This window comes from Tepidimonas thermarum (assembly GCF_007556705.1).
In the GTDB taxonomy this organism is placed as follows: Bacteria; Pseudomonadota; Gammaproteobacteria; order Burkholderiales; family Burkholderiaceae_C; genus Tepidimonas; species Tepidimonas thermarum.
In genome coordinates this window covers 1-3072 of the sequence record NZ_VJOL01000095.1, presented here as the reverse complement: position 1 = coordinate 3072, position 3072 = coordinate 1, and the positions used below count along the sequence as shown (strand labels likewise).

3 protein-coding genes and 1 other RNA gene are annotated in these 3072 nt (G+C 66.5%); all 4 read left to right on the top strand.

The window, feature by feature from the left end:
- The first annotated feature begins 327 nt into the window (after nucleotides 1–327).
- Entirely contained in the window at nucleotides 328–984 is a 657-nt protein-coding gene (ompA, locus tag Tther_RS12910) for an outer membrane protein OmpA (protein ID WP_143904505.1), read from the top strand.
- Between the two features lie 146 nt (nucleotides 985–1130).
- Nucleotides 1131–1847: a bifunctional 2-polyprenyl-6-hydroxyphenol methylase/3-demethylubiquinol 3-O-methyltransferase UbiG gene (gene ubiG, locus Tther_RS12905; protein ID WP_143904503.1), complete on the top strand. Its 717-nt coding sequence runs from the start codon at nucleotides 1131–1133 to the stop codon at nucleotides 1845–1847.
- Nucleotides 1844–2515, top strand: coding sequence for an HAD-IA family hydrolase (locus Tther_RS12900; protein WP_143904501.1), 672 nt, complete (start codon nucleotides 1844–1846; stop codon nucleotides 2513–2515). The genes ubiG and Tther_RS12900 overlap by 4 nt, the downstream gene beginning before the upstream one ends.
- A gap of 16 nt (nucleotides 2516–2531) precedes the next feature.
- Nucleotides 2532–2907: a transfer-messenger RNA gene (gene ssrA / locus Tther_RS12895) on the top strand.
- The last annotated feature ends 165 nt before the right edge of the window (nucleotides 2908–3072 follow it).

Here is a 3072-nt window from a genome sequence, read left to right as displayed (position 1 = left end):
TAGTCGGAAAAGCTGGTCTGCATCATCGCTGCTACTGCCCCCAAGCCGTACCAGGGATTGTTCCACATCCTGCGGCGCTCAGGCTTCCCGCGCAGGGGGCGGGAGGGGAATAAATCAGTGTTTCCCTTGTGTTGCGCAAGGGCGACACCTGGGTGGCCGAGCGGCGCATCAGCGGCGGTCTTTGTGCCCTGCGCGACGCCATAGGGCTTGGCGCACAGGCCGCTTATGGCAAAATGGGCCGTACAGCGAAAAGGTTCTCACGCTGTGGGCGTGAGGGGTTGCAATGCAACCGATCCGTCGTTCACCCTAACCAGAAAAGAGGAATCCATGAACAAGCTCACCAAGATTGCGGCGCTGTTTGCGACGGCTGCCCTGACCACCGCCGCCGGCGCTCAGACCATCGACAACTGGCGCAACGGCACCGGCGATTTGGTGTGGAAGAACGGCACGAACGAACTGTGCTGGCGTAACGCCAACTGGACGCCGGCGACGGCTGCCAAGGACTGCGATGGCGCCATCGTCCCCAAACCGGCTCCGGCTCCGGCACCTGCCCCCGCTCCCGCTCCGGCCCCGGCGGCCGCCCCGGCTCCCGCTCCGGCGCCTGCGCCCGCTCCGGCCCCCGCGCCTGCGGCGCCGGCCAAGGTCACGTACGCTGCGGACGCCTTCTTCGATTTCGACAAAGCCGTGCTCAAGCCGGAAGGCAAGGCACGTCTGGACGACCTGGTTGACAAGGTCAAGGGTATCAAGCTCGAGGTTGTGATCGCCGTGGGCCACACCGACTCCACCGGCCCGGAGGGCTACAACCAGAAGCTGTCGGTGCGCCGTGCTGAGGCGGTCAAGGCCTACCTGGTCAGCAAAGGCATCGACGCCAACCGCATCTACACCGAAGGCAAGGGCGAGACCCAGCCGGTGGCCGACAACCGCACGCGTGAAGGTCGCGCCAAGAACCGCCGCGTCGAAATCGAAGTCGTCGGCACGCGCTGATCGACCCTGGGCGCACGGCCGCGCACCAGGCGCGGCCGGTGTCTTGGTGTTGGCTGTTCAACCAGCCGTCCACAACCCCGCACCAGCGGGGTTGTTGCTTTCGGCGCCGCGCGGCAGGGGTGCCAGCGGGTGATAATCCAGGCATCATGGATGCTTCGCTGAACGCCGATGCGGCCGAACTGGCCAAATTTTCCGAATTGGCCCACCGCTGGTGGGACCCTGAGAGCGAGTTTCGCCCGCTGCACCAGATCAACCCGTTGCGCCTGGGTTGGATCGAGAGCTTGACCGGCCCATTGCAGGGGCGCACCGTGCTCGACGTCGGGTGTGGAGGCGGCATTTTGGCCGAGGCCATGGCCCGGCAGGGTGCCCAGGTGCTGGGCATCGACCTCGCGGACAAGGCGCTCAAGGTGGCGCAACTGCACGCGCTGGAGCAAGGCGTGCAGGGCCTCGAGTACCGCCTGGTCAGCGTCGAAGCCCTGGCCGCCGAGCAAGCGGCGCGTTACGACGTCGTGACCTGCATGGAAATGCTCGAGCACGTGCCCGACCCTGCCTCGGTCGTGCGGGCCTGTGCGGCGTTGGTCAAGCCGGGCGGGTGGGTGTTTTTCTCCACCCTCAACCGCAACCCCAAATCCTTTTTGTTTGCCATCGTGGGGGCGGAATACGTGCTGCGGCTGCTGCCGCGCGGCACCCACGAGTACGGCAAGTTCATCCGTCCCAGCGAGCTGGCCAGCGCTTGCCGCCAGGCGGGGCTGGCGCTGCACGCAACGCGCGGGCTCGCGTACAACCCGCTGACGCGCCGCTACTGGCTCAGTGACGACACCAGTGTCAACTACCTGTTTGCCACCCGCAAGGAGGCCGCATGACGCGGCGCCAGGCATTTCAGGCCGTGCTGTTCGATCTGGACGGCACGTTGCTCGACACCGCCCCCGACCTGGGGCACGCGGCCAACCTCATGCGCGAGCGGCGGGGCCTGCCGCCGTTGGACGAGGCGTATTACCGGCCACGGGCCAGCAGTGGCGCGCGCGGCATGATCGAGGCGGCCTTCGGCCTGACCCCGCAGCATCCGGATTACGAGGCTTTCCGCCTCGAGTATCTGGACACCTACGGGGCGGTCCTGACGCGCCGCACGCAGCCCTTCGATGGCGTGGCCGACGTGATCGCCGCGTTGGAGCGGGCCGGCCTGCCGTGGGGGGTGGTGACCAACAAGGTGGAGCGCTTTGCCTTGCCCCTGACTGCGGCCATCCCCCTGTTCACCCACGCGGCCACGGTGGTTGGCGGGGACACCACGCCCCATGCCAAGCCGCATCCTGCGCCATTGCTGGAGGCCGCGCGGCGCCTGGACGTGGTGCCCGACGCCTGCCTGTACGTGGGTGATGACGAGCGCGACATCGTGGCCGGGCGTGCTGCCGGCATGGGCACGGTGGCCGCGCGCTACGGCTATCTGGGCGTGGACGCGGACGTCGAGGCCTGGGCCGCCGACGCCGTCATCGATGCGCCTCCAGAACTCTTGAACTTTTTGGGACTGGCGTAAACTAACGCTTTAGCACGGGGCTGCATGGGTTTCGACGTGGGTTCGGACACGCAGCAGGGCATGTCGAGGTGCTGTTACCTCGTAAAACCGCAGCAAAAAAGTAACTGCGAACGACGAACGTTTCGCCCTCGCCGCCTAATCCGGCGAGCCTTGCACCGGTCGGCCGATAGGCCGGGCCGCTGTGGCCGAAAGGTCCTGCGGCAGCAAGGGAATCTGCATCGGCTGGTCAAGCGGCGGGCAACTTGCCGCTTGATGAGATCCAAGGTTGCTGGTCCGGGACGCAGCGTGCCGCTGCGCGGTGCCTCGGACGAGATCCCATCCAGACGGCTACACATGTAGAACTGCGCGCAGAAGGCTTGCGGACGGGGGTTCGAGTCCCCCCAGCTCCACCACCATTCCTCGCCCAACCCTCTGCGGTTGGGCGTTTTCGTGTGCGCCCGGCACGGGCGCACTCTTGGAGGTGAAAGTCCTCCCGTAAGTTGATCACAGCGAACGAAGCGAAGCGCAACTGCAAGAGGGTGACCGATTGTGGGGAGGAAGCGTGGAGCGAAGCTGCG

Coding starts and splice junctions, on each gene's coding strand:
- ompA (WP_143904505.1), top strand. CDS start 328: ATGAACAAGCTCACCAAGATTGCGGCGCTGTTTGCGACGGCTGCCCTG.
- ubiG (WP_143904503.1), top strand. CDS start 1,131: ATGGATGCTTCGCTGAACGCCGATGCGGCCGAACTGGCCAAATTTTCC.
- Tther_RS12900 (WP_143904501.1), top strand. CDS start 1,844: ATGACGCGGCGCCAGGCATTTCAGGCCGTGCTGTTCGATCTGGACGGC.